Source organism: Corynebacterium hindlerae (genome assembly GCF_014117265.1).
Taxonomy (GTDB): domain Bacteria; phylum Actinomycetota; class Actinomycetes; order Mycobacteriales; family Mycobacteriaceae; genus Corynebacterium; species Corynebacterium hindlerae.
In genome coordinates this window covers 1370239-1395894 of sequence record NZ_CP059833.1, presented here as the reverse complement: position 1 = coordinate 1395894, position 25656 = coordinate 1370239, and the positions used below count along the sequence as shown (strand labels likewise).

The 25656-nt window shown below is 59.1% G+C and carries 25 protein-coding genes and 3 tRNA genes; 15 read left to right on the top strand and 13 right to left on the bottom strand.

The window, feature by feature from the left end:
- Positions 1-2: 2 nt before the first annotated feature.
- From HW450_RS06945 to HW450_RS06925, 5 genes are all read right to left on the bottom strand, one after another.
- Positions 3-2555, bottom strand: coding sequence for an ABC transporter permease (locus HW450_RS06945; protein WP_182384934.1), 2553 nt, complete (start codon positions 2553-2555; stop codon positions 3-5).
- Between the two features lie 3 nt (positions 2556-2558).
- The gene (locus tag HW450_RS06940) at positions 2559-3284 is read right to left on the bottom strand and encodes an ABC transporter ATP-binding protein (protein WP_182384933.1); all 726 of its coding nucleotides are present in this window, start codon (positions 3282-3284) and stop codon (positions 2559-2561) included.
- Between the two features lie 237 nt (positions 3285-3521).
- Positions 3522-6083, bottom strand: a complete 2562-nt coding sequence (locus tag HW450_RS06935) for an ABC transporter permease (protein ID WP_182384932.1) — start codon at positions 6081-6083, stop codon at positions 3522-3524.
- A gap of 4 nt (positions 6084-6087) precedes the next feature.
- Positions 6088-6819: an ABC transporter ATP-binding protein gene (locus HW450_RS06930; protein ID WP_182384931.1), complete on the bottom strand. Its 732-nt coding sequence runs from the start codon at positions 6817-6819 to the stop codon at positions 6088-6090.
- Between the two features lie 50 nt (positions 6820-6869).
- Positions 6870-7925 (bottom strand): pseudouridine synthase, encoded by a 1056-nt coding sequence (locus HW450_RS06925; protein ID WP_182384930.1) that lies wholly within the window; start codon positions 7923-7925, stop codon positions 6870-6872.
- On the opposite strand from HW450_RS06925, the gene HW450_RS06920 reads away from it, so the two are divergent.
- From HW450_RS06920 to HW450_RS06905, 4 genes are all read left to right on the top strand, one after another.
- Positions 7861-8007, top strand: coding sequence for a hypothetical protein (locus HW450_RS06920; protein WP_182384929.1), 147 nt, complete (start codon positions 7861-7863; stop codon positions 8005-8007). The genes HW450_RS06925 and HW450_RS06920 overlap by 65 nt on opposite strands.
- 114 nt (positions 8008-8121) lie before the next feature.
- Positions 8122-9027 (top strand): universal stress protein, encoded by a 906-nt coding sequence (locus HW450_RS06915; RefSeq protein WP_182384928.1) that lies wholly within the window; start codon positions 8122-8124, stop codon positions 9025-9027.
- Between the two features lie 280 nt (positions 9028-9307).
- A complete protein-coding gene (locus HW450_RS06910) occupies positions 9308-9565 on the top strand; it encodes a GlsB/YeaQ/YmgE family stress response membrane protein (protein WP_182384927.1) in 258 nt (85 codons plus the stop codon).
- A gap of 102 nt (positions 9566-9667) precedes the next feature.
- Positions 9668-10291, top strand: a complete 624-nt coding sequence (locus HW450_RS06905) for a TetR/AcrR family transcriptional regulator (protein ID WP_182384926.1) — start codon at positions 9668-9670, stop codon at positions 10289-10291.
- On the opposite strand, the gene yidC is transcribed toward HW450_RS06905, so the two are convergent.
- Positions 10279-11448: a membrane protein insertase YidC gene (gene yidC, locus HW450_RS06900; protein WP_182384925.1), complete on the bottom strand. Its 1170-nt coding sequence runs from the start codon at positions 11446-11448 to the stop codon at positions 10279-10281. The genes HW450_RS06905 and yidC overlap by 13 nt on opposite strands.
- Before the next feature lie 88 nt (positions 11449-11536).
- Between yidC and HW450_RS06895 the strand changes: the two genes are divergently transcribed.
- Together HW450_RS06895 and HW450_RS06890 are read left to right on the top strand one after the other, a co-directional pair.
- Positions 11537-12358, top strand: coding sequence for a class E sortase (locus HW450_RS06895; RefSeq protein ID WP_182384924.1), 822 nt, complete (start codon positions 11537-11539; stop codon positions 12356-12358).
- A 3-nt stretch (positions 12359-12361) separates the two neighbouring features.
- Positions 12362-12514 (top strand): hypothetical protein, encoded by a 153-nt coding sequence (locus HW450_RS06890; RefSeq protein ID WP_182384923.1) that lies wholly within the window; start codon positions 12362-12364, stop codon positions 12512-12514.
- Here HW450_RS06890 and HW450_RS06885 read toward each other — a convergent pair.
- On the bottom strand, positions 12511-13068 hold the full coding sequence (locus HW450_RS06885) for a DUF2020 domain-containing protein (RefSeq protein WP_182384922.1): 558 nt from the start codon (positions 13066-13068) through the stop codon (positions 12511-12513). The genes HW450_RS06890 and HW450_RS06885 overlap by 4 nt on opposite strands.
- A 27-nt stretch (positions 13069-13095) precedes the next feature.
- Here HW450_RS06885 and HW450_RS06880 point away from each other — a divergent pair, with 27 nt between their 5' ends.
- Together HW450_RS06880 and HW450_RS06875 are read left to right on the top strand one after the other, a co-directional pair.
- A complete protein-coding gene (locus tag HW450_RS06880; protein ID WP_182384921.1) occupies positions 13096-14280 on the top strand; it encodes a sensor histidine kinase in 1185 nt (394 codons plus the stop codon).
- A gap of 29 nt (positions 14281-14309) precedes the next feature.
- On the top strand, positions 14310-14948 hold the full coding sequence (locus HW450_RS06875) for a response regulator (RefSeq protein WP_182384920.1): 639 nt from the start codon (positions 14310-14312) through the stop codon (positions 14946-14948).
- On the opposite strand, the gene HW450_RS06870 is transcribed toward HW450_RS06875, so the two are convergent.
- On the bottom strand, positions 14945-15265 hold the full coding sequence (locus HW450_RS06870) for a histone-like nucleoid-structuring protein Lsr2 (protein ID WP_182384919.1): 321 nt from the start codon (positions 15263-15265) through the stop codon (positions 14945-14947). The genes HW450_RS06875 and HW450_RS06870 overlap by 4 nt on opposite strands.
- A gap of 174 nt (positions 15266-15439) precedes the next feature.
- Here HW450_RS06870 and HW450_RS06865 point away from each other — a divergent pair, with 174 nt between their 5' ends.
- The 7 genes from HW450_RS06865 (at position 15440) to HW450_RS06835 (ending at position 22282) form a co-directional block, all read left to right on the top strand.
- Positions 15440-17149 carry an alkaline phosphatase D family protein gene (locus HW450_RS06865; RefSeq protein ID WP_182384918.1) on the top strand — a complete coding sequence of 570 codons (1710 nt, stop codon included), beginning with the start codon at positions 15440-15442 and terminating at the stop codon, positions 17147-17149.
- Positions 17150-17242: 93 nt separating this feature from the next.
- Positions 17243-19105 (top strand): pyruvate kinase, encoded by a 1863-nt coding sequence (locus HW450_RS06860; protein WP_182384917.1) that lies wholly within the window; start codon positions 17243-17245, stop codon positions 19103-19105.
- Positions 19105-19815, top strand: coding sequence for a glycerophosphodiester phosphodiesterase family protein (locus HW450_RS06855; RefSeq protein WP_182384916.1), 711 nt, complete (start codon positions 19105-19107; stop codon positions 19813-19815). Before HW450_RS06860 ends, HW450_RS06855 begins: the two co-directional genes overlap by 1 nt.
- Positions 19816-19820: 5 nt before the next feature.
- Positions 19821-20726 carry a DUF5926 family protein gene (locus HW450_RS06850; protein ID WP_182384915.1) on the top strand — a complete coding sequence of 302 codons (906 nt, stop codon included), beginning with the start codon at positions 19821-19823 and terminating at the stop codon, positions 20724-20726.
- A gap of 91 nt (positions 20727-20817) precedes the next feature.
- Positions 20818-20903 (top strand) — tRNA-Ser (locus HW450_RS06845).
- A 45-nt stretch (positions 20904-20948) separates the two neighbouring features.
- Positions 20949-21024, top strand: a tRNA-Arg gene (locus HW450_RS06840).
- A 1182-nt stretch (positions 21025-22206) separates the two neighbouring features.
- Positions 22207-22282, top strand: a tRNA-Arg gene (locus tag HW450_RS06835).
- 176 nt (positions 22283-22458) lie between these two features.
- Here HW450_RS06835 and HW450_RS06830 read toward each other — a convergent pair.
- The 5 genes from HW450_RS06830 to HW450_RS06810 form a co-directional block, all read right to left on the bottom strand.
- Positions 22459-22836 (bottom strand): hypothetical protein, encoded by a 378-nt coding sequence (locus HW450_RS06830; protein WP_182384914.1) that lies wholly within the window; start codon positions 22834-22836, stop codon positions 22459-22461.
- Between the two features lies 1 nt (position 22837).
- Positions 22838-23248 (bottom strand): hypothetical protein, encoded by a 411-nt coding sequence (locus tag HW450_RS06825; RefSeq protein WP_220463886.1) that lies wholly within the window; start codon positions 23246-23248, stop codon positions 22838-22840.
- On the bottom strand, positions 23245-23502 hold the full coding sequence (locus HW450_RS06820; RefSeq protein WP_182384912.1) for a hypothetical protein: 258 nt from the start codon (positions 23500-23502) through the stop codon (positions 23245-23247). Before HW450_RS06820 ends, HW450_RS06825 begins: the two co-directional genes overlap by 4 nt.
- 1 nt (position 23503) lies before the next feature.
- Positions 23504-24970 (bottom strand): GH25 family lysozyme, encoded by a 1467-nt coding sequence (locus HW450_RS06815; RefSeq protein ID WP_182384911.1) that lies wholly within the window; start codon positions 24968-24970, stop codon positions 23504-23506.
- A 69-nt stretch (positions 24971-25039) separates the two neighbouring features.
- Entirely contained in the window at positions 25040-25627 is a 588-nt protein-coding gene (locus HW450_RS06810) for a carbohydrate-binding protein (RefSeq protein WP_182384910.1), read from the bottom strand.
- Positions 25628-25656: the final 29 nt, after the last annotated feature.

The following is a 25656-nucleotide window of genomic DNA, read 5'->3' as shown; positions in this document are numbered from 1 at the left end:
GGCTACTCCGCAATAGCCTCCAGCGGTTTAGTTTTTGCAGCGCCATGCGCTGGCAGGAAGGCGGCAACCAGTCCGACTAAGCCGGACGCCACAACAACGATGCCCACTTGGAGCCACGGCACGGAAATGGTGGAGAGGCCCAGTTCGGAGAGGGTTTTAATGAATGCCCAGCCCAGACCGAGTCCGATAAGGGAACCGATGACCGCGCCATAAAGGGCAATGACGATCGCCTCGAGGTGAATCATTCGAGACACCTGGTGGCGCTGCATACCTACGGCGCGGAGCATGCCAATCTCCTGGCGTCGCTCCGAGACGGACAGCGCAAGGGTATTCATGATGCCCAGCACCGCGATGATCACGGACAGTGCGAGCAGCGCGTACAGGATGTTGAGCATCACCGTGATTTGCTGGCCGACTGTGCCCTTGAGATCCTCATGGTCCTGCACTACGGCGACCAGGTCATCAGCCGTGGCATTTTCCAGATCTGTGCGAAGCTGATCGAGGTCTGTGCCTGCCTTCGCATCGATGAGGACATTGATGAGCTGCAACTGTTGCTCAGGCACAAGGGTGAGCGCACTCTGCGTGGAGATTACTCCGTTGCCCACTGCGACGTTGGGCTTAAAAATTCCGGTCACTGGCACGTCTGTGGAGTCTCCGTTATTGGAGAAGACGGTGATACTATCTCCGACGGCTACCTGGTGCTTCTTCGCGGTGGTTTCGTCCAGCAAAATCCCGTCGCGGTTGGCTAGGTTGGCGTCGCCAGACAGAATCTGGACATTGACGGAGTCTGTGAGTTCGCCATCGAAGGTACCGAAAAAGTCCACTCTGATGGGGTTCTCGGGCGGGGCACCCACCGAGATTGGGGTCAAGTAGAGAGGCTTGGCGTGTTCGACGCCGGAGACGTGGGACACCCGATCAACGATGTCCAAGGGTAAAGAAATGGGTAGTCCTTGTGGCTTGTTCACCACAAAGTCAGCAGAGAAGTTGTTATCGACTAGTTCGTTGACGTTACTTTTCATCGTCGAACCCATCATGCCGATGGCGGAGACCAGCATCAGGCCCAACATCAGGGCAAAGGCGGTGGCTGCGGTGCGACGCGGATTGCGCCGGGAATTGGTAGCAGCAAGCTTGCCGACGTTCCCAAATGGCACTCCGACTATTCGCCCAATAGATCCGACAAAGGGAATCGATAGGGCCGGACCGGCAAGCCACAGGCCAAGGACCAGCGCGAATGTGCCAATGCCAACGATAATGGCACGACTCTGGGTGCTTCCGACGCTTTCGAATGCGGCGCCTATGGCCGCGGCCAAAGCACCGGCCAGGAGAAACACAGCGCCAACAACGGTACGGGCCTTGAGGGAATCGGCCGACGTTTGGTCGCCGGAGCGCATAGCTTGGACTGGATGTACTTGGCCGGCACGTCGGGCAGGCGCCCAGGCAGCAAACACTGTGACCACGATGCCGACTGCTAGTGGGGCAATGATCGAGGCGGCATCGATCGTGAGACCGGCGTCGGGAACACCGAGTCCCTGCGAATCCATCACAGCATAAATCGCTTTGGTGATTCCTACACCGGCGAAAATTCCCAGCACAGAGCCGATGAGTCCGACCACGATTGCTTCGAAAACCACGGTGCGGGTGATCTGCCCTCGGCTGGCCCCGAGGCTTCGTAGCAGCGCGAACTCTCGAAGCCGCTGATTGATAATCATGCTGAAAGTGTTGGAGATGATGAAGGACCCTACGAGCAACGCGATGGCGGCGAAAGCCCAGAGGAAATAGTTCATGAATGCGAGGGAGTCCTTGATGTCGCGGTTCATGTCGTCGGCAAGCTGCTGCCCTGTTTTGAACATGAGTTCTGGGTACTGGGACTCCAGTGTGGACCGGCTATCGGAGACATCTCCCGTAACAGCGAGGGAGATGGCTGATACGTGCTCGCCGTCGGTGAAGTTCGCGAGGTAGTCGGCTTCTGGGATGAGCAGCCCGACGAAGCCGCCGACCGCCATGTCGGTGTCGTAAATCCCGACGATCCGATAAGTATTGCGTTGCGTGGCGGAGACCATGGTGACCTCATCGCCAATCGTGATCTGCGCTTTCTCCGCAGCGGTGGCGTTGATGGCAGCTTGGCCTGGTTCGGTGGGGAGGGAACCTTCCTTCACCGTGGCCACATCGCCGACGAATGTGCCGTCCGCAGCCTGTGGCATGGCAATAGAAGGGGCCCCTCCGCTCGAGATCATTTTCTTATCGGGGCCAGCGACCACCACGTTGGGGTTTTGAGCCTCGACGTCCGCAGCTGAGATCAGCGGGCTGGAGCGGAAATCCTCGAGCACTGTGAGCGGAATCCTCGCGGAGGCCGGATCCTTAGGGGAAGCCTGAAGATCGATCGAACCGTAAGTGGACTTCGTGATCTCCTCGAAGCTATTGGACATACTCGCCGAGAGCATATTCGAGCCCGCAATGAAAGCAGTTCCCAGCACGACTGCTAACAAGGTTAGGCCCAGGCGGAGTTTATGGGCTGCGAGGTTGCGCAGCGATATCGTTCTCATCGCATTCTTCATGGCTCATCGTTCCATTTCGCCCATGACGTGGAGAATGTCTTCGGTGGTTGGTTGGTGAAGCTCGCGAACCAGTTTGCCGTCGGCAAGGAAGATTACGCGGTCCGCATAGGAGGCCGCCTTCGCATCATGAGTCACGATCACCACGGTCTGCCCCATGTCATCGACAGCTGCGCGCAGGATTTCGAGCACTTCCTTGGACGCATTGGAATCGAGATTGCCCGTCGGCTCATCACCGAAGATGAGATCCGGGCGGGAGATCAGCGCACGCGCAATCGCGACACGTTGCTGTTGGCCGCCGGAAAGCTCGGCAGGGCGGTGCCTCAGGCGGGGAGTGAGCCCCAGGCGCTCCGTGACTTCATCAAACCACGCCTTATCGACGTCCTTCCCCGCGATACTCAGCGGCAAAATTACATTTTCTTCCGCATTCAACGTGGGCACCAGATTGAAATACTGAAACACAAAACCGAGCCGATCGCGCCTGAGCGTGGTCAGCTCCTTGTCTTTCAAATGCGCAAGGTTCGTCTCTCCGACGAGAGCCTCACCACTAGTCATGGCATCAAGACCTGCCATGCAGTGCATAAGGGTGGATTTTCCGGAGCCCGAAGGGCCCATGATGGCAGTGAACTGGCCTTGGCCAAACTCGACGGAGACGTCGTCGAGCGCCTTCACGAGGTTCGTGCCTGCGCCGTATTCCTTCACTAAATTGACTGCTCGTGCTGCGACCTGCATGATGTGCTCCTTACCGGGCGCGGTAGGTGGGTGGGGTCACCTTCAGTATCAGTCGGCCTCCAGGAACCTGCCATCCTAACAGCAGGGAATAGGGGATTTTTCAGGGTAAACCCTGAGTGTGCTATTTCGATGCCAGCCAGCGTGGCACGCTTTCAACCTGTGGGGTGCGGGTCGATGCAGCGGGCCGATACAAAAGAAAAGGCCTGTGGGAATCCCACAGGCCCTGTTGCTACCGCACTAATCGGTGATTGCTTCGAGCGGTTTGGTCCGTGCGGCTTGGTGCCCAGGCCATACTGCGGCGATGATACCGACCAGGATGGAGGCGGCGAGCATGATGCCGACTTGGCCCCACGGGACGAGGATCTTGTCGATGCCTTCGCCGATGAGGGCATGGATGAAGGCCCAGCCGAGGCCGAGGCCGACGGCGGCGCCGATGAGCGCGCCGTAGAAGGCGATGACTGCGGATTCGATGTAGATCATGCGACGGATTTGATGGCGTTGGGTGCCCACGGCGCGCAACATACCCACCTCTTGGCGTCGCTCGATGACGGAGAGGGCGAGAGTGTTGACAATGCCGAGGATGGCCACGATCACGGAGAGGGCCAGGAGGCCATACAAGATGGACATCATTTGGGTGATGACGTTGGTTGTCTCACCGATGAATTCGTTCTTGTCCTTCACACCTACCACGAGGTAGGAAGCGGTGGCATCCTCGAGTTTCTTGCGCATGTCCTGCGTTTGGCCGTCGGCGGTGTTGACGAAGATACTGTCGATCTGGATGGAGTTCGGATCGTTCAGCTCGAGGGCGCTGGCATAGGAGACCATTGCCCGGCCGACGGTGGAGTTTTGCTCGTAGATTCCTTTCACTGGGGCAGGGGCGCTGCCACCGGCGAGCGACTTCAGCATGACCTCGTCGCCGACTTTGAGGTTGAAGGAGTCAGCGGTGGACTTGGCTACCAGGACTCCTGGCTCATCTTCGGGCAGGTTGAGGTCGCCGGTAACAGTCGTGATTTTGATGGCTTGCGAGATATCGCCGCGGAGCACGGTCATGCTTGGTGGGCCCATGGAGTCGCTCATGACCTTTTCATTGAGCAACATAGGCGCCTTGAGCGTAGTGGCAACAGAGGTGACGCCGTCGACTCGCGAGACCTCGTCGGGAACTTCTTTAGGAACGCCGAGCGAGGAGCCGGCCGATCCGGAGAGGACGAAGTCAGCGTTGATGGAGTCGTCGATCATGTCAGACATGGATTCGCGCATGGTGGTGCCGAGCATGCCGATGGAGGAGACCATCATGAGGCCGAGGGTGAGCGCGAATGCGGTGGCGGCGGTTCGGCGCGGGTTACGACGCGAATTGGTTGCAGCCAAATTGCCGATGGCGCCGAATGGTTTGCCTGCGATTCGGCCCAGCCCGCCGACGAGTGGGCCCGCTAGCGAAGGCCCCGCTAGCCACAGGCCAACGATGATGAGGACCGCGCCGGTGCCGATGACACTAGAACGGAAGCCCAGGCCACCAACTGTGTTGATGAGCGTTCCCAGCAGGGTGGTCATGACACCCAGCACGATCAGGATGGAGCCACCCAGGGAACGACCCACGAGGGAGTTGGAACTGCTTTGATCACCGGAACGCATTGCTTGCACAGGGTGCGTAGCGCCGGCCCGCTGAGCTGGCGCCCAGGCGGAAAGCACAGTGATGATCACGCCGACGGCCAACGGCACGACGATCGATTTCACATCCAGGCTCAACGAAGTGTTCGGCAGAGGCATGCCGGTGAGCTTCAGGATCTCGAAGAGCACCTTCACGAGGCCCATGCCTGCGAAAATGCCCAGCACGGAGCCAATCAGGCCCACGACGATGGCTTCAAAAACAACGGAGTTAGTGATCTGCTTGCGGGACGCGCCGACGGCACGCAGCAGCGCAAGTTCCCGGCTTCGCTGCGCCACGATCATGGCGAACGTATTTGAAATGATGAAGGTGCCCACCAGCAGGGCGATGCCGGCGAACGCCCACAAAACGTAGGTGAGGAAAGACAAACCGGTTTTGATGGCCTCGGTGGTTTGCTTGGCTAGGGCGTCGCCCGTCTGGAAGTTGTAGTTCGGGAAGTCCTTCGCCAGCTTTTCTTTCACGGATTCCGGGCTCTGGCCGTCGGCAACTGCCATGGTGACTACCTGGGCGTGCTTGCCGTCAGTGAAGTGTGTGAGGAAGTCCGGTTCGGTGAAGGCGACACCGACGCTCATGTCCGTGATGTTCTTGGACGTGAACGTGCCGGTGACGGTCATTTCGTTCTTGCCGACCGGGGTGACCACGGTGGTCTTATCTCCCGGGTTCAGTCCGGCGCGTTTCATTGCGCCTTCGTTCAAGGCGATCTCATTCTGCTTGGTTGGCTTGGTGCCTTCGGCTAGCTCGGCGCTGGTTGCGAACCCGTCGCCAGGGGCGAGCGCGAATGCTTGGGCCGGTGACGCGCCGGTCTGCAGTGGCTTGCCGTCTTTGTCAGTGATGACCACGGAGGATTTCTTGGCGGAAATATCGACCGTGGTGGTGTCCGGGCGGTCACGGAACTTCGCCACATCATCGATCGAGACGCCAAGCGGGACGGTCTCGCTCGGCATGACTACCACGCCCACCTCATCAAATGCGGTGCTCAGGAGGTCGTCCAGACTGTTTTGCAGACTCGTCGTCATGATGGACGAGCCTGAAATGAACGCGGTACCCAGCACCACGGACAGGATCGTGAGCGCCAGACGTATCTTGTGACTTGCGATATTGCGCAGCGAAATGGTGCGCATTGCGTTTTTAGCCATGCGCTTAGATGTCCTCGATTCGAGCCATGACGTTCAGGATCGACTCGGTGGTCGGCCCGTGTAGCTCATCCACGAGCCTGCCGTCCGCCAGGAACACCACCCGATCCGCGTAGGAGGCGGCCTTCGGGTCGTGGGTGACGATCACCACGGTCTGCCCCAGCTCGTCCACGGAGGTGCGCAGGATATTGAGCACCTCGGCCGAGGAATTGGAGTCCAAGTTACCGGTCGGCTCATCACCGAAAATGATCTCTGGGCGGGAGATCAAGGCGCGCGCGACAGCCACGCGCTGCTGCTGACCACCAGAGAGCTCTGCAGGGCGGTGATCCAAACGGCGATCCAAGCCAAGACGCTCGGTCACCTCCTTAAACCACGCTTCATCTACTTTGCGGCCGGCGATGTCGACGGGCAGCGTAATGTTCTCGCGGGCGTTGAGCGTGGGAACCAGGTTGAAGGACTGGAACACGAACCCGAGCCGGTCGCGTCGCAAAGCGGTCAGCTCTTTGTCCTTCATCTGAGACAGCTCCGTATCGCCGATGTAGGTACGGCCGACGCTGGGGGCGTCGAGGCCCGCCATGCAGTGCATCAGCGTGGATTTACCAGAACCGGACGGGCCCATGATGGCCGTGAACTTGCCCTTCTCAAACTGGATAGACACCCCATCGAGGGCGCGGACGGCCGCTTCACCCGTGCCGTATTGTTTGACAAGTTCTTCCGCGTAAGCGGCAATCTGATTCATGGAAAGATCCTAACTTACTGAATTTTTGAGGCAGTTGTTACTTTAGTTAACTACACCGGATTAAGCAGAGTTCCCAAAATTGGTGACAAATGGGATACGAACTCCCTGGGGGTTCCTGTCAGCGGGTCGACAAAACTCAGCCGGCGGGACAGCAGGTGCATGGGAATATCAAAGTCTTCGGCGTCCACAGGCAGCACGTCGGGGTAGACCGGATCGCCGAGGATCGGGGAGCCAGCGGTAAACATATGCAAGCGTAGCTGGTGCGTGCGCCCCGTCAGAGGGTGCAGCTCGTAGCGGGCTTGTGGCGGTAGCGGTCCGTGCATTTCCTCCAGGCGGGCCTGTTCGGAGTCAGTCACCGGGATGACCTTATTTACTTCAGTGCGTGCGTTGATGGGGCCGTCGACAAGCCGCGTTTTGAACTCGCCGCGCTCCTTCTCCATGCGGTGCTCCCACACGGTGCCCGTGGCGATCTGCGGGTTGGCGTCCGCGATCGCCTCGTAGACCTTGTCTACCTCGCGCCGGGCGAACAACTCCTGGTACACGCCCCTGATCTCGCGCTTCTTGGTCAGGACGAGTACCCCAGAAGTGAGCCGGTCCAGGCGGTGCGCCGGCGACAGCTCCTGATTACCGGTTTGCCGTCGCATCCGCACCAGCACCGATTCGGTGATGTGGCTGCCACGCGGGAAGGTCGCCAAAAACGCCGGCTTATCGACGACCAGTAGCTCGGCGTCCTCATGGATAATCCCAATCTGGTGCGGCACCACTTTTTCCGGCGCTGGGATACGGTAGAACCAGATGTCCATGCCCGCTTTCATCATGTCGGATGGCTGGAAGGGGTTCCCGCGCTGATCCACAACCTCCTGGTCGGCGAAGCGTTTGTCCAGGGCGGCAGCGTCATCATCGGGGTGGACGTAACGCTGGGTGGCAATGAGGTGCTCGACAAACTCGTATGCAGTCATTGGGGGCGCGTCATCGGGGAATCGGACCCGTGACGGATTGAGCCCGTCGCGCACCGGCAGTGGCTGTACTATTCTCTTCCCCATGGATATCAATTCAATCATGGGCCCGATCGTGGATTTCTTCACCCACGGTATTGGCCAAATCATCGCAAATGTCATGCGCGTCATTTACAGCATTTTCTACCCCTCGAACGCAGAAGCTGCACATCCCATCGAACTGCCAGCTTAGAAACAGTGGAAGTGGTTAGTACCACTGTCCAGACCGGTTCTGACAGCGTAGAATGAATGTAGATTCATTATTTGTCAGACCGCGCGCTCATTGCGTGCAAAGGAGAGACGCCACATGTCGAGAGAAAACATTGTCGTTGTCGCTGTCGACGGCTCTGATGCTTCCAAGGTAGCCGTCCGCTGGGCAGCCAACACCGCCATGAAGCGGGATATTCCACTGCAGCTTGCGTCCTCCTACGCAATGCCGCAATTCCTCTACGCAGAAGGCATGGTTCCGCCACAGGAGATTTACGATGACCTGCAGGCAGAAACCATGGTCAAGATCGACGAAGCCCGCGCCATCGCTTCGGAAGTAGCGCCGGACATCAAGATCGGCCACACCGTCGCCGAAGGCAGCCCGATCGACATGCTGCTGGAAATGTCCAAGAACTGCACCATGATCGTCATGGGCTCCCGTGGCCTCGGTGGTCTATCCGGCATGGTGATGGGCTCCGTATCCGCAGCAGTGGTTTCCCACGCCGAATGCCCAGTGGTGGTTGTTCGTGAAGATAACCCTGTGGATGACACCACCAAGTACGGGCCAATCGTCGTCGGCATCGACGGCTCCGCAGTCTCCGAGAAGGCTACCGAGTACGCTTTCGCCGAAGCTGCCGCGCGTGGCGCCGAACTCCACGCCGTTCACACCTGGATGGATATGCAGGTCCAGGCCTCGCTCGCAGGTCTTGCCGCCGCCCAGCAGCAGTGGCAGGTCGTGGAAGAAGAACAGCACGCGCTGCTCTCCGAGCGTCTCGCAGGTTTCCAGTCCGAGTATCCAAATGTCGTGGTGAAGAAGATCGTGACCCGCGACCGCCCAGTCCGCGCCCTTTGCGACGCCGCTGAAGGGGCACAGCTCCTGGTGGTCGGTTCCCACGGTCGCGGTGGCTTCAAGGGCATGCTCTTGGGCTCCACCTCCCGCGCGCTCCTGCAGTCCGCGCCATGCCCGATGATGGTGGTGCGTCCGACCGCTGACGACTCCGTCTAAACTCACTGCCTCAGGTCGCCTGGCTGGGAACGATCCCGGCTGGGCGGTTTTGCTGTGCCAGAATTTTAATGCTGGGTTTTGGTGCTGGGGACCCGGTTTTGCCGGGAAGTCGAGGTCTCGCAATTGTGGGATGTAAGCCCACGTCACGTAAAAAAGATCACGGAAATGTAACGGGTGAGCTACATTCCGGGTAGCAATCCTGCTTATCTCTCGCAATGTTGTAGCAAAGGGTCTAACCTGGAGCGTGCACATTGATACATAAACAATTTTAGGAGAGAAAATGATCAACTTTATTGGCTGGATTATCCTTGGTGGCCTCGCGGGCTGGATTGCATCCAAGATTATGGGCCGGGATGCCCAGATGGGCGTGTTCCTCAACATCGTCGTCGGTATTATCGGCAGCTTCATTGGCGGTTGGGTCCTGGGACTGTTCGGAGTGGGTACCCCGGACGGCTTCAATATCGCTAGCTTCCTGACAGCGCTATTGGGCGCCGTCATCCTGCTCTTCCTGGTAGGCCTCGTCACCAAGAAGAGGTAACAATTCGTTTGTGAAGGCCGGTTCCGCGACTAATGCGTGAACCGGCCTTCATTTTTGGCTAAAATGTATACCAACTAGTCTGTTTTTGAGAGGGGTTTGTTGGTGGCTGAGACTAAGGCTAAAAGCGCTGGGCGCAGGAAGGGGCGTCCAAGTCCGCGCGAGCGGTTGCTGGCCAGCGCCACCAACCTTTTCACCACCGAGGGCATTCGCGTAATCGGTATTGACCGCATCCTGCGCGAGGCTGACGTGGCCAAAGCATCGCTGTATTCACTGTTTGGTTCAAAGGATGCGCTCGTAGTGGCCTATGTTGAACAGACTGATGAGAAGTGGCGAGCAGACTGGGCAGAACGAACAAAGGGCCTAAGCAGTCTGAAGGACAAGATTTTGGCCTTCTTTGATCAGTGCATCGAGGAAGAGCCTGCAAAGAATTTCCGTGGCTCGCACTTTCTGAATGCCGCCACCGAATACCCGTGTGCGCAGACGGATCAAGAAAAGAAAATTGTGGCGGCCGCGATGGAGCATCGTCGCTGGTGCCACGCGACGATGACCTCACTGCTCACCGAGCTCAATGGCTTCCCCGGCGATTCGATCGCCGACCAGATCCTCGTATTCCTGGAGGGCGGGCTGGCGGGCAGCACCCTCACTAAGTCACTCGCTCCGCTCGAAACCGCACGTAGCCTGGCCGATGAGCTGATCTCAGCTCCACCGGCTGACTACTCCATTTGATCTTCTGAAGAGGGGCGTCGTTTAGCTGCGCGACGCTCCGCACGCGCCTCCTGCTTCTCCTTGAGGCGCTGTTGCCGGGCCTCTCGCTCCGCTGCACGGCGCTGCTTCGCCCGCTCCTTTTTCTCCCGCGTGGCCTCCACCTTCTCGGAGCGCTTTGCGTCCTTGGCCTCGCTAATCGTGCGGCGGTGCGTGCCCATCTTGTGGGGCTGCAGCAGCATCAACAGGCGGTGCTTGCGCACCAACCGCTTGTGCTTTTTCAAGTCCGCCTGACGCTCCTTGAAAGCAGCTTTGGCGGTATCGCGGAACTCGATGTACTCCTCCGACAGCGGATACTTTTTCTCCAGCAGCCAGGTGAAGAAGAAGAACTGCGCCATCGTCCACAGGTTGCCACCGAACCAATACAGCATCACCGCGAGCGGCAGGGGCGCCGTGATCGCGGAAAACAGCAGCATGATCGGAACGAGGAAAACCATGCTGATCAGCATGCGGATCATGTGCACACTAAAGCCCACCGACCAGTCCAAAGTGCGGTAGGACCGCCAGGTAGAAAACGCAAGGTTGGTTGAGGTAAACAAGCAGGCAGCGAACACCAACGGCATGATGACGTCAATAGCCGACTGCTTGTCAGTGCCTAGCATGGCGAGCCGTTCATCGGACATCGCAATATACGTCGGCAGTGGCACATCCATAAACCGCACTTGGAGAAACTCCGCCACGTCGGTGGGGGACAGGAAACCAATGGGCTGATGGGAGGAATCCAGCCCTTCCGCGGGACGCGCCATCCGCAGCAACACCTGGTACAAACCCAAGAACACCGGGACTTGAATCAGCACAGGTAAGCAGCCTGCTAACGGGCTGTAGGAATGCTCCTTTTGCAGCTCCTTGCGCTTTTCAAGATGCCACTTGGTGGCGTCCGCATCGGTACGAGACTCGAATTCTTTCTTCAGCTCGGTGAACTTCGGCTTCAGTAACACCCCGACGCGGCCGGCCTTCATCTGCATCCATGATGTTGGAGCGATGATGGAACGCACGGTGATGATCAGACCGAAAATCGACAGCAGCCACGCCATGTCCGGCGCAACGCCAAACACGGAACTCAATAGCCAGTGCCAAAACTTCATCACGGCGGAAACCGGATAAATCATGAACTCAATCATTCGTGAGCGTCATCCCCTACCAGTAGTGCAGATCCTAACTCGCCTAACTGTAGTCGACTACCGTGCGTGCTAGGTTAGTATTACCGCTATGAGCACAGCACGGCACTCGACAACATCGAGTACTTCTCCAGGCAAACCCAAGCTGACATTCACCCAGGTACTCGGCGAACTCCTCATCACAGTGAGCGTGCTCCTCTTCGCCTTTGCCTTTTACGAAGCCTATTGGACCAACGTTGAAGCCGGCAAACGACAGCACGAAGTGTCGGAGGCGATGGAGAACAGCTGGAACAAGGAGCGGGTGAATCCCCGAAGGAAAATCTACCCGGAGCTTGGCGAAGCCTTCGCTCGCATGTACATCCCCGCCTTCGGCTCTGACTTCCAATTCGCCATCGTGGAAGGCACCTCTGACGCGGACCTACTCAAAGGCCCTGGGCGTTATGTGGATTCCCAGTTGCCCGGCGAAGCCGGTAATTTCGCTGTCGCGGGACACCGCGTCGGAAAGGGCGCGCCGTTTAATGATTTAGGTAACCTGCGGGTGTGCGACGCGGTGGTCGTCGAGACGCGCACAGCGTGGGACATCTACCGGGTGCTGCCTATCGACGCCCAGGGCTCGCAGCGCGAAGCCGAAGCAGCCGGATGTTTCACCCCGGAGCAAGTCGAGGAAATTGCTTACGGGCAGTACGCGGAAGTGGAAGGTCGCCACATCACCCTGCCGGGTGACTACAGCGTGGTGCACCCATTACCGGGATTCGATGTCAGCGAACCAACCCCGGAGATGGAAGGACTGATGACCATGACCACTTGCCACCCGCAATTCTCCAACGCGGAACGCATGATCGTTCACGCCATGAAGATCCGTTCGGAACCCAAGACCGCAGACCACCGACCAGTAGAACTCGAGGAAGGCTAACCAATGTATGGACTGTTGTGGCGCGCTCTACCCGGCCCCTGGCCGGTGAAGGCACTGATTACTCTTGCGATACTCATCGGGGTGTTCTTCCTGCTCATGGAGGTAGTGTTCCCTTATATTTCCGCCCTCATGCCCTACCAGGAAGTGGCGGTCTAAAGACCTAGATTCTTGATCACCTCTTTGGCCACCATCTCCGCCTTAAAAGACTGGTCCTGGTTCGTGAACACCACCACCGCCTTGTTGTCTTTCGCTACCGCGTAGACAGCCCGACCTGGGGCGCCGGAGCGTCCCCCCATCCAGCCTTCGGGATCATCAGCCGGTTCGGTGTCATTGATGGGTGCTGCCCAGTTCACAACCGCATCTGATTCCGCCACGTTATTCGTGGTGCGCACGATCACGGTGAGCTGCGGATCTTCTGGGTAGGACCAAAATACGCAGGCCGGTGTTTCAAAGCGCTCGTCAATGCCGGAACCTAGGACGCGCTGTCCGTTAGTGTCCGCCACCCACTGGGTGTCCAGGTAAGGGCACTCCACCAGCTGATCACGCCCGGTAGGTGGTTCGGGAAGGGCATCGATCGGCAGCCCCTGATCGTGCACGGCCTGTGGGGAGGCCGCCTCGGACGTTGGTCCGGCGGGTTGTTTCTCGCCGGAACACGCTGTCAGGGCGACGGCGACGCACAGGAGGGCAGCACTGGTGAGTATTCGCTTCATAGCTTCTAAGCCTAAAGTAGGGAGGTGATGGACACAGAATTAATCCCACGGGGCGCCATGCCGGGCGCTGACACGTTGCGACGAAGCGTCGATATTCTCTTTGCGGTGCTGCTCATAATCGTGGGAGGAACGTCGCTCGCAGACCCGGACCAAAAGCTCCTCATTTTAGGACTGTTGTTCGGTTTTGCTTCGGTTTATTACTGGGGTTCTTTCTTCTTGGAAAACGCGGCATCCTGGCTAGCAGCCGGGTGGCTTTTTGCCCTCACTGTGCTCTGGGTAATTTTGCTACCGATTCAGCCCTTGACGGTCTACCTAGTTTTCCCGCTGTTCTTTTTGTATTTGAACGCGTTTCCAGATTATCGCGGGATTACGGCCGTTATTGGTGCCACTGTGGTGGCGATTTTTGCGAACTATCCTCGGTTGTCGGCGGCGACTGTGGTGGGGCCCGTGCTGGCAGCGTTGGTGATTCTGGCGATCTTCTTCGCGTTCCAGCGACTGTGGTTGGCGCATTTGGAGCGTGAGGAGCTGCTGCGGGAGCTGCTTGATACGCGTCATCAGCTAGCGGCAACGGAACGTGAAGCAGGTATGGTGGCGGAACGCCAGCGCATCGCTCACGAGATTCATGACACGTTGGCCCAGGGCCTGTCCAGCATTCAGATGCTGCTACACGTGGCTGAACAGGAAGTTCGGGGGGATCGCCCTGAGCAGGCCGTCACTCATATTGGTCTGGCCCGGTCGACCGCGGCGGAGAACCTGAGCGAGGCCCGAGCGATGATCGCCGCCTTGCAGCCTGCCGCGTTGGAGCAAGCGTCGCTGGAGAACGCGTTGCATCGGGTGGCTGAGTCCAGCGCGGTACCGGAAGTGGTAGTCACGCTGGACGGTACGCCCCGCCCCCTGCCGATGCGTGTGGAAGCAACGCTGCTGCGTATTGCGCAAGGCGCGATGGGGAATGTGGAGAAGCACTCGGGGGCGCAGCGTGCGAAGATGACGCTCACCTTTGAGCCGGACGAGGTGCGCCTGGACGTGGTGGACCACGGCGTAGGTTTTAACGTGGCTGAGGTGCGGGAACGCCCGGCGGGCCTCGGTCACATTGGGTTGGCTGCGATGCAGTCGCGCGCGGCAGAGGTGGGCGGCGAGCTGTCCGTGGAGTCCGAGCCGGGGCTGGGTACGGCGGTAAGTGTGGCGATCCCGACCGGCTCGGTAGACTCATGAGTCGAGCTGTAACAGAAGGAAGGCGAAAAATGATCCGCATTGTGCTTGCCGACGACCATGAGATCGTCCGCTTGGGCCTCCGCGCAGTCCTGGAAGCTGAGCCGGATATCACCATCGTTGGGGAAGCCTCGACAGCGGAGGAAGCGATTGCTGCTGCTCAGGCCGGTGGGGTGGATCTGATCCTCATGGATTTGCGGTTCGGCGCTGGGGAAGCGGGCCGCAAGGTGGCTACTGGCGCTGATGCGACAGCAGCGATCCGCAAGACCGTGGTGAACCCACCGCACGTGTTGATGGTGACGAACTACGACACGGACGCTGACATCCTCGGTGCGATCGAAGCTGGTGCGGTGGGGTACTTGCTCAAGGATGCGCCACCTAAAGAGCTGATTGCTGCGGTGCGCTCTGCGTCGTGTGGCGATACTGCGATGTCGCCAGTGGTTGCCGACCGGCTAATGACCAGAGAAGAAACCCCTCAAGCTGCGCTCACGCCACGTGAATTGCAGGTGCTCACCTTGGTGGCGGAAGGTAACTCGAACCGGGTTATCGGATTTACGTTGGAGCTGTCCGAGGCGACGGTGAAATCTCACCTGGTGCACATCTACGACAAACTCGGGGTGCGTTCCCGCACGTCGGCGGTAGCGTCGGCGAGGGAACTTGGGTATCTCTAGTGAGAATCCAGGTACTTCTGGATAATTTCCTGTGAAATCTTGCCGCGGGCAGCCACGGCAATTCCGTGAGTGGCAGCCCATTCGCGGACCAGTTTTGGATCAGGGGAATTGTTGGACCGTCGGGAAGTGGCGGTGTCTTTCCGAGCAGCCTTGATGAAAGGCGCGAGGGTCTCGTGGAATTTATCTGCGTTCTTTTCGGAAAGGTCAATGATGTAGTTAGTGCCATTGACAGCAAATTTGATGATGGTGACTTCTTCCTGGGTGAGTGGCGTGTTGTCTAGATCATCAAAGAATTGGATTACTTCGCGACGTGCCATAGAAAATCTCCTTGTTAAACGAGTGGTTAATTATTTCCGATAATAAACGCTGTATTTGGCAGATTCAACTGCTTGTTTAAAATAATTTCGCTCACGGTAACGGTGAGTTAACAAGCAATGAAATCTTGCTGTAGCGGTCGCGTTTGATCCGGCCAGGGGCCATGATCAGTTGATATGGGGCCACTATTTACTCAGTCGACGCGACGGACTTTCCTCCGCGGTTCACTGGGCATCGGCGCATTAGCGATGCTCCCCGGTTCTCTTAATCAGGCAAACGCGGGCAATTTCTCCGAACTCATTAATCAGGAATTGTACGAGCGTCACGAGCCAAACCCGCTGAATCCAGCAGAATTTCGTCCCTTTATGCACGGCGTGGCTTCCGGGGATCCGCTGTCCCACTCGGTGGTGCTTTGGACTCGGGTTACTCCCAGCCCAGAGGCTGTGCCTGGTTCAGACAAGGGGCCGGCGGTGCGCCTGCGCTGGGAAGTAGCTAAGGACGTGGATTTTGAAAACATCGTCGTCGACGGACTGGTCACCGCCACAGCAGAACACGACCACACGGTGCACGTGGAGCCGTGGGGCTTGGAACCATACACCGAGTACTTCTACCGGTTCATGATCGCCGACGGGGAACATTCCGGCGCGATGTCCGCCATCGGGCGGACGAAAACGGCCCCGGCCCCGGCCGAAACACCTGGGCAACTCAACTGGGCAGTGTGCTCCTGTGCCAATTTTGAAAGTGGCTATTTTTCGGCCTATTCGGATATCGCCCGAAAAGCGGCGAATAATGAGCTGGATATGGTGATTCACCTCGGCGATTACATTTACGAGTATGCCTCCGGCTCGCACGCCGGCAAGCACGGGGTGGTGCGCAGCCACGAGCCCACGTGGGAGATCGTGACGCTGGCGGATTATCGCACGAGGTACGGTCGGTATCGGCGGGACTTCGAGCTTCAAGCAGCCCACGCGGCGGTGCCCTGGGTGGTGATGTGGGACGATCATGAGATTGCTAACAACACGGGGGAAAATGGCGCGCCGGGGCATACCGGCTGGCACGGGGATTGGGAGCAGCGGCGGGCGTCGGCAATGCAGGCGTATCTGGAGTGGCTTCCGGTGCGCGGGCAGGCGCCGTCGCAAGGCGGGCATATCTACCGGCGCTTGCAGTTCGGAACGCTGGCGGAACTGACGATGCTTGACCTGCGCAGCTACCGTGACCAGCCGGAACGCCTCAATGTGAAGCGGGCGCTTTCGGAGCAGCGCACGATCATGGGCGCGGAACAGTCCGATTGGTTGCAGCGCACGCTGGAACAGCCACAGGCGCGGTGGAACATCGTGGGGACGTCCGTGATGCTCACCCCGGTGAGCTTGGTGAATGTTGATTCCCGGATGGGGAAGGCAGTGCAGCGGCTAATTGGCGACGGCTGCGAGGGGCTGCCCTACAACCTGGATCAGTGGGATGGCTACGTGGCGGATCGCGCCCGGCTCATGCGGCACCTGGCTGCCCGTAAGCAGCAACACCCGGACGTGGGGACGGTGTTCCTAGCCGGAGATATTCATTCCGAGTGGGCCGCTGACCTGTACCACGAAGGAGATGTGGTGGCGGCAGAGCTGGTGTGTACCTCGGTGTCTGCGGCGAACATTGATGACGCGTTGGGGCTGCCGGTGGATTCGCCGCCGAGTGTAGAGACGGAACGGCATATCCTGCGCAGCAACCCGCACGTGCAGCACGTTGATATGGATGCGCACGGTTACAGCGTGGTGACTGTGACCTCGGCGGGGGTGAGTATGACGTACCATCGGGTGGCCGAGGTGACCGAAGCTGGCTCGCCGATAGCGCCCGCAAGCACTGCGCGTTACGACGGCTATGCTGTCACAATCGCATAGCCAGGAAATGTCGATGTGCTGCCAATTTTGCTAAAACGGGGCACAATACGAAGTTGTTAGCTAAAAACTGAAACTTTTAGTTGGAGAGTACCAATGGGCCAGAACCAGCTCGTGCCAGAAATCGATGCGCTGCTGAAAGGCATCGCGGATTATGCCGATGAGCGGCGAGGGGACATCGACCGGGTGGCTCCTACGCATTTTGCGGGCGCTCTCAACCTGGTGCACTACAAGTATCTTCGTTCCCAGGATCTGCGTCGCCTGCAGTCCCGCCTTTCTGACCTTGGCGTCACGCGCATGTCGACTATCGAGACTGGCGTGAAGTCCAAGCTGGAGGCAGCCCGAAACGTGGTGGGCATGCTGGAGGGCTACGGGGCGCCCTATGACTTCGCGGACATTGCCTCTCACTTCGCCAATGCGGACGAGATCCTTGAAGAACACACGTTCCGCCTGTTGGGTGCGACTGATGAGAATACGCCCTCTCGGATCATGGTGACGCTGCCTTCGGAAGCGGCCGACAATATTGATCTGGTGCGATCCTTCGTTGCGGCTGGCATGGACGTAGCCCGCATCAATTGTGCGCATGACGGCCCCGCTGCGTGGCAGCGGATGATTGATAATGTGCACCGCGCCGCTGCAGAGGCTGGCCGGGAGGTGCTGGTCAACATGGATTTGGCTGGGCCGAAGATCCGCGCTGGTGAGATCGCTTTAGGTCCGGCGGTGGGGCGGGCCCGCGTCACCCGCGATGATGCCGGTAAGGTGATGACTAAATCGAAGCTGTGGATCACCGCGGTAGGGGAAGCCGCTGTGCCTATGCCGGAGTTTGAGGGGCGCCCAGCGCTGCCGATTCAGGTGAATAAGCAGTGGCTGACTGATCTGGATATCGGTGGCATTATTTCGCTGCACGATACGCGTGGTTCTAAGCGTGAGTTTGTTGTCGTCGAGAAGCATGGTGACGCAGTCCTGGCCGAGGGCGACCGCAACGCCTACATCGCGGAAGGCACCCTCCTGGAGTGCGATTATGAGCGTGCCCGCGCCCACGGCATCCCTCATGTCGTGCAGGCGTTGCGCCTCTACGTCGGCGATACCCTTGTGCTGACCTCTGACACGGACGTCGTGTGCCACGTCGAGCAGGGGCTCATCCCCACCATTGCGTGTTCGCTGCCAGAGGCGGTGACCGCTCTCGAGGTGGGGCATAACGTGCTTTTCGACGACGGGTCCATCGCAGCCGTGGTCCGCGAAAAGCGAACCGCTCCCAATGGTGCCTCGGAAGCGGTGTTGGAGGTGACGCGGGCGAAGGAAAACGGCGTGAAGCTCGCTGCCCACAAGGGCATCAACCTGCCGGATACTTTCCTCCCACTCGATAGTTTGACCCCGGAGGACGAGGAGCACCTAGAGTTTGTCGCCCGCCACGCGGACATCGCTGCGATTTCCTTCATTCGGACTGTCGCGGACGTCACGCATGTGCTCACGGTGCTGGACCGAATTGCTGCTAAGTTCTCTGCGGAATCCCCAGCGCTTGGCCAGCGAGTCCGAGAGCTTGGGCTGGTCTTGAAAATTGAGACGGTGCCGACCTTTGAAAACATTAGCGAAATCCTGCTGGAAGGCATGCGTCACCCGAACCTGGGACTCATGATCGCCCGCGGTGACCTGGCCGTCGAACTCGGCTTTGACCGTATGACTGAGGTCCCTGGACAGATCATGGTGGTCGCAGAATCCGCACACATCCCCGTGATCGTTGGTACCCAGATCTTGGAGAACATGGCGAAAAATGGGTTGCCGTCGCGCGCAGAAATGACGGATGCTGCCTTTGCGCTCCGCGCCGAGGCGGTGATGCTCAATAAGGGGCCGCACATTACCGACGCCATCGAGATCCTCAACATGCTGTCCCGTCGGCTTGGCCGTTCTCAGCGCAAGAACCGCATGTTGTTGCGCCACATCCACTCTTGGGACAGCTAATGCAGATCATCGCGCACCGTGGCGACTCTGCCGCCCATCCGGAACTTACCCATATCGCATTTGCCTCCGCCCTCGAGCTTGGCTCCCCGGCCGTTGAATGCGACGTTCGGCTCACCCGCGACGGGAAAGTCGTCTGCCTTCACGACGCCAGCATCATCCGGGTTTCCGATGGCCATGGCATCGTCGAAAAAATGACGTACGAAGAGCTGGCTGCCTTCAACTTCGGAACCCCGGACGAGCCCCAGCGACCACTATTGCTCGATGAGCTGCTGGAGTTGATGAAGCAATATCCCGACCGGCACCTGTACATCGAAACCAAACACCCCACTCGCTACGGGAAAATGATTGAAGAACAAGTGGTCATGCGGCTGCGCTACGCGCATCTCCTCGGGGATCCGCGTTTCCACCTCATTTCTTTTAGCCCCCTAGCGATCCGCGCCATCGCACGCCTGGTCCCAGACATGGACCGAATCCTACTGCGTGAAGACATCCCCCCGATCGGTTGGCGGATCCTCGCACCCCACTGTGAGCCGCATGCGCTCGGAATGTCCATCGAAGCTGCCCGTGCCAACCCGAGAGCCCTCGATGAATACGAACGCACCTACCTGTGGACCGTGGACGATCCCGAAGACATGCGCTGGGCACGCGACCACGGCGTGGACATGATGGCCACCAATTACCCAGCGTTAGCGCTGGACACGGTATCTTAAAGGACATGGCTAAAAAGAAAAAGAAGGACGAGCAACTGCCGGAGGGCATGAGCCGTCGTCAAGCAAAGCTTGCTGCCCGCGCCGCTGAGCGCGCCGCACTGGAACGCGACCCACGCCCATACGGCGAACTGGCGATGGAAGCCGACCTCGTGGCGCTCCAGGAATTCGTGCCTTCCGCATTCGCGAAGCTCCCAGTCAAGGGATTCGACCGGGACGTCTACGTCGCCACCGTCCTCCCAGGCGCCGCTGGTGGCATGGTGCAAGAAGACGGCACCGCCTATGTCGCCCTGCAAACCCAGTCGCACACCCACAACCCGGGCCGTGACCTCGCCTACGCCCTCGCATGGGCCCGCGACGCCAAGCCGGGCGCCACCCTGGCCTCCACCGCCAACGACGGCTCCCAGCCCCCACTCACCGAACTTCTCGACGCCTCCGGCACCCTCGACGTCCAAGCCCGCGAAGACTTCAACTGGTGGCTCCCATCCGATGCCCAGCTCGACGCCGCCACCGCCCAGTCCCTGCAGGCAGCCAACGACACCATCATGCCGTCCTACCAGGTCACTGGTTTTTTTGACGGTGTTGCATGGTGGATCGACCCAGGCGAAAAAGCCCACATCCGCTGGGTTCGTCGCGACGACGAAGACAAACTCATGCGCGCCCTCGCCCGCATCTCCGCAGCCGGCGCACTTGATCTTGGCGAAGACACCAAGTTCGCCGGAGTCTTCCGCACCCACGGCATCGCCGTCCCCGTCTGGGACCTGCCAGTAGACGTCGCATACGAAACCTACGGCCCGCTCCTGGAAAAACTGGACAAGAAGATCGCCGCTTCCATCGAAGCCGACGAAGACCTCTCCCCAGAAGCGCGCCGCGCCCTGGAGAACATCAAGTCCCGCCAGGTGACAATTCGTTAGCACTTCGGAAGCACTTCAGGGCCGTTTTGGCAATTCCCACTCCGGCCCTGTAAGATTGCCTAAGGTTTTCGTACACAAGCGATAACTGGCTGGAGATGTGCCAGAGTGGCCGAATGGGGCTCCCTGCTAAGGAGTTGTCCCTTCTGGGGACCGCAGGTTCAAATCCTGTCATCTCCGCAAACCTGGTTTAGGCCAGGGATTTCACCGGGCCTGGTGAAATTAGCGCCCGTAGCTCAACGGATAGAGCATCTGACTACGGATCAGAAGGTTGGGGGTTCGAATCCCTCCGGGCGCACCAAGTGAAATGCCGTCCCACCTCGTGCTTAGTTGATTTTATCAACTGGTTGATGTGGGGCGGTTTTTGTTGGTGGGGCACAAAGTGTCGCATAGTGGGGTACTCCCCGAACCGCATGGGGTAGGGGTGTTAATTGTCGCGGCTTGAGGAAGAGCCTTCTGTGGGTATTGTCGGGTTAAATAGCAAAATGTGTGTCCGGTCGGCGTGTTGTCGGTTGTTACTTCACTTCTGGGGCCTTTGATCACGGCCCCTGAAGTTTCTTACTAAAACCCGGGAAGCATTCCCCGGATCTCGGGCCGAAATCAGTGAAATAGCAGGTGTGAAGCCTAAAAGATCACCGAGACCCGGGGAACGCTTCCCGGGTTTTGTGGAGTTAAGCAGCAAAATATATGTCCGGCCAGGCACTGTTGTGTTAGTGCTCGGCTGGGATAGCGTTGTCGCAACAGGGCTGGTCGACCTGTTTCCCAGCTTGTTTTATTCCCTTTTGTCCCAGTGTGAGCACACTACGTGGTCGAGGATGGGTGTGATGAGTAGGCAGCCTGCTGCAGTGTAGGTCGCCTTCGATAAAGACCTGATCGTATACGCGGTAGGGGTCGGCGGTGCAGAGGGCATCAATAAGTCACAAGGGGTGCGAACCCGCGGTCCAGACTTCTTCGGGAGATGCCTCACGAGCCTGCAGTATCGGCTTTTGCGGTTGAGCCGACAGCATAAGCATGGAAGGCTCGAAAAGTTTGCCGCGTGTGTGTGATCAGCTTTGGTGTTGGTGGTGCCGTTGTTTTTGCTTTTGTCCCAGGCAGACGGGGCATCGGGGTCGGTTTTTGGTCACCGGAGTTAGGTGACCGCACCTGTTAGTGCAGGTGCGGTATCACTCGCGGTATTGAACAAGGATTGTGCGTTTATAAGACCTCAAGCTATATAACACATGCATTTGCATACCTTGACCAGGACCTATCGCGGACAACAGACACACTTTCTGCTACTTAACCCGTATTGTCCATGCTGTCGATTCTGGTGGGGCGGAGATGTTTTCTTGGGGTAACCCCGGGGGGCCAATGAAGGTGAGGGTGGTATTGCTACTGTTCTGGCCGGGACGGCGCCGAAAAAAGGAGTCTGAGCAGTCAGTTTGTTAAAAGTTAACCGTAGTGTGTAGAGTAATCATTCGTTGCTAGCGAGCAACGTAAAGCTGCGCCCGTAGCTCAACGGATAGAGCATCTGACTACGGATCAGAAGGTTGGGGGTTCGAATCCCTCCGGGCGCACCAAGTGAAAATACCGCTTCACCTCGTGCTTAGCTGATTTTATCAGCTGGCCGGCGTGGGGTGGTTTTTGTGTTGGTGGGGCACAAAGTGCAGCACAGTGGTTTTAGTGGTGGTGCGGTTTGGTGTCGCACTGGTGGGGCACAAAAAATGGCCCCCTAGCCTGTCATGGCTAGGGGGTGTTAGTTGTCCAGATCGGTTGAGGCGCCTTTCACGAGGGCTGTCCATGCGGCGGAGTCCGGCGGGGCTGGGGGTGTGGTTGTGTGGTCGGAGTTGATCCATTCGACGGCGTCGGCGATCCAGACGAGGGCGCTGGACAACGCGTGGCGGAGTGCGTTGGTGTGGGTTTGGAACCGCCACAGCTCTGCCTTGAGTGAGTCGATGCGCTGCTCCGCGTGGTCCAACCTTTTTTCGTAGCCTTGTAGGCGGGCTTCCATGGATGCGACCAGCGAGGATGTGCGGGTGGCTGCGACTTCGTCTTTTTTGCCGAGTCGGGTGAGGATTCCTCCGGCGAGGGTGACGGCTCCGGCGATGATTGCTGCGATGATCGCCGAGTCCATGTCAGCTCACCTCGTCTTTTCCGATTGTCCAGGCGTTCAGTAGGCCTAGGATTGAGAGCATCAGGTAGTTTTTGCCTGATACCCAGTACCGCCCGTCCCCGTCGAAATATGTGAGCGACCAGAGCATGAGGAGGCCTGCTGCGAGGGCGATTCCGGCGCTGCGCATGTAGCGGGCGATGTCGTGCTGGCGGGTGTGCGGGCGGGTGGGGGCTATCCCGCCGAGGATGAGTAGCACACTGGCGGTGGCCCAAAGCCCCCATAGGGGTATGGGGGTGAGGGCTTCGATGTCGTGCAGCTGTGCTGGAATCTTGCCGTGGTAGGCCCATGCGGTGCTGGTGGTGAACCCCGCCCACACCAGGGCGGTGATCCTAGGCACCCACCTGTGGAGGTGGGTGAGTGCGGCCCGGCTCATGGGGCGCGGTAGTGGTCTGCGAGGCCCCCCGTCGGTGCCTCAGATACGGGGGCTGGCTTGTCTGCTGCCGGGGTGGTTTTGGTGTATGCCAGCAGCATCACAATGGCGGGGATGATCTTATCGGCCTGCTGGGTGACGCTGTTGATGGTGGTTTCGTCCATGATTCCGGCGACGGCTAGGACTGCGAGGATGAATGAGACGAGGCCGTAGATGGCGCGCCTAATGATCCAGGGCTGCTTCAAATTCTCTAGCATTTTACTTGCGTCCTTCCAGGGTTCGGGTCAAATAGTCAACGAGGGGTAGGCCTCGGGTGCCGGGGAACGCGCCGTTTGGTTTCCAGCCGGTGAACGCGGGCATGCCGTCCGCTTTGCGTTCTGGGCCGACCAATTGATCCAGGATTAGATCAATTTTGCGCTCGAGGGTGTCGAGGCGGTCGTGTGCGGTTTGTGCTGCGATTTTCGCGTCATGGAGGGCAGCACCTTGTTCTGGGGTCATGTCATTGTCTCCTTCATTTTGCCTGGTGGCGTAGCAGTAGCCTTTGGGTGGGATGAGGGTGGCCATTTGCTCAAAAGAGCACCAGTAGCCGTAGGGGCGGAACCCGCTGTCTGCGACCCAGAACCGGCGGCCCGCGTGGTCTTCGGCGTAGCCTGCGATGACGATGTAGTGGTAGACGGTGCCACCCGCGTAGGCGGGGGACTGCGTGCTCGGTGCCACCGCTTTCGGGTAGTTCGATGGTGGTGCGACGATGTTCGCGACCACACCAAGCCCCGCATCAATCGAGCTGGTCACGTCCCGCCAGAGGCGTTCTTTCTGCTCGCGCGTTGGTGGATCGCTGGGCATCCCCACGCTCACATACCCGGCCCCTGGGATGTGTTTGTTGAGGACGGCTGGGAATTGCCCAATCCAGTCCGTGCCACCCTTGTGTGTGCCCAATTCGCGGGCGAGGTCGCGCTCCGGCGGGTAGTGGCCGGTTTCCTCACCGATGATGGTCTGGCAGGACGCAGGCCCACAAAAATAGTCGGTGTCCTGCGCCACGTACTGCCGACTGTAGTCAAGGACTTTTTCTGTCACGGGCGTTGTCTCCTTTCTGGTCTGTTTTGTGCCCCACAGTGCGGCGAGCTGATCGCGCGTACCCCTAAACGCGTTTGCGTCCATGTTCTGGCCGGCCACGCTCGCACGGTCGGTGAACTGCCACAGGTCAGGGGTGCGTCCGCCGAGGGGTTTCCATCCCCACTCCGGTGCCAGGTCATACAGGGCCTTGGGGGTGTTGGTGCGGGCGTAGGGGTAGTTCGCGACCCACACCCACCCCCACCCTGCGAGGTCAGGGGCACCGAACGCCCGGTAATCGCTGGGGTTGACGTACAAGCCCACCGACGGGACACGCCCGGCGACGTGGTCACGGAACGCCACCACTTCATCCCAGGTGGGCATAGTGCCCGTCTCTGGGTCTTCCTCCACATCCACCGCGCACGGGACGGTCAGGTCAGCGGTGCGCAGGTAGTGCTCTGCTTGGGCTACGGGGTCACCAAGCTCCAGGAAATGATACTGTGCCACCACGCACCCAGCGTCACGCAGGGCGCGTGTTTGCTGCGCCATGTGCGGGTTCACATAGCCGGTGCCCTGGGTAGCTTTCACCACCCCGAAACTGATGCCCTCGCCGGCGAGGCGGCCTGCGTCGAGGTCGCCTTGCCAGCTGGACACGTCAATACCGAAAATAGTCAAATCGTTGCCCTCCTTTGGGCATGAAAAATACCCCCACCATGGTGCGGTGAGGGCATAGTTGGTGAGGGTTTACTCGGCCTTGTAGAGGCTGTGGGCTTGGTCTGGTGGCCAATGCCCCGCTGACGTGTGATCCTGCAACACCTCGTAGGTGGCGCCCTCGAAGGACACGGTGTCGCCTTTCTTGAGTTCTAGGCCTGCCTGCCAGTGTGTGGTGACTGGCCCCTCGAATGGCTCATCCTCCCCCAGGTCGTCCGGCTCCGGTTCTGGCTTGGGGGTGATGTCCTCCCAGATACGGGAGTCCACACCCATAGCCCCTGGCTCCCAGTGGTTCAGGCCGGGGTGATTCGACACCCACACGCGCTGCTTGTGGGCGACAATATCACCCTGCCGGTACATGGCACTGTGGTCAGTGTGGGGGTTGGCCCACGCCGGGATGTCCGAGGTGTCCTCCGGGAGCTTTTCGGGGTCAGTCAAAGCGTCCGGCTTGGGGAGCTTACCCGCGTCCTGGAGCTCTGCCACCACCTGCGCTTGTGCTTGATCGACGAGGGGTTGAGCTTGCCTGCGGGCGTGCTCGGTGGTTCCACACCAGCCGAAAAACTCCGACCACTCACCTGGGGTGAGGGTTTGGACTTGCTGTTTTAGTGTGTCAATACTCATAAAAATACTCCTATTTTGATGTGTTTATA